This is a genomic window from Streptomyces sp. T39 (assembly GCF_008042045.1).
GTDB lineage: Bacteria > Actinomycetota > Actinomycetes > Streptomycetales > Streptomycetaceae > Streptomyces.
The window spans coordinates 1-623 of the sequence record NZ_RDBP01000083.1; the positions used below are offsets into that span (position 1 = coordinate 1).

Below are 623 nucleotides of genomic sequence, written 5' to 3' on the forward strand. Positions count from 1 at the left end.
CCCTGGTGCCGACGCTGGTGCTGACGGGAGCCGTGGCCGCGCCGGAGCGGGTCGCGGCGGCGAAGCGCGCGGGGGCCGAGGTGGTGGTGGCGGGCGACGGCCGCGGTGTGGACCCGGAGCGGGCGGTGCGGGAGCTCGCCGCGCGCGGGCTCGTACGGCTGCTCACCGAGGGCGGCCCGCGGCTGCTCGGCCAGTTCGCGGCGGCCGCGGTCCTCGACGAGCTCTGTCTGACCGTCTCGCCGGCGATGACGGCGGGGGACGCGCAGCGGATCGCCTGGGGCCCGGCGGTAGCGGGTGAACAGGAAGCCCGCGTCCTCCAGCACCGACGCCAGCGCGAACCGCGACGGGTCGGCGAGCGCCGGGCGCCGGTGCTGTCACACCTGTGCCACGACAGGCGAGAAACGCCGGAATTAACAGTTCCGCTTAGCCCCCGAGGGGCACACTTGTGTCGCAGAACCCCGTGCTGTCACGGGGAAGGATGGTTTCCGCAGAAGGGCTCCTGAACGTGTTCACAAGCGTACTGATGATCGAGAAGCCCCTTACCGGCGACGACGTGGAGTTCCTCACCACCCTGCACGGGGACGAGGACGTGTCGTTCGTGGTCCTGATGCAGCCCCGGGGAG

Annotated in this window: 2 pseudogenes; both read left to right on the forward strand. The window is 72.2% G+C overall.

Features of this window, described 5'->3' with window-relative positions:
• A pseudogene (locus EAO77_RS41585) lies at positions 1-293 on the forward strand (dihydrofolate reductase family protein); the annotation flags it as partial.
• Between the two features lie 212 nt (positions 294-505).
• Positions 506-623: pseudogene (locus EAO77_RS40735) on the forward strand (indole-3-glycerol phosphate synthase); the annotation flags it as partial.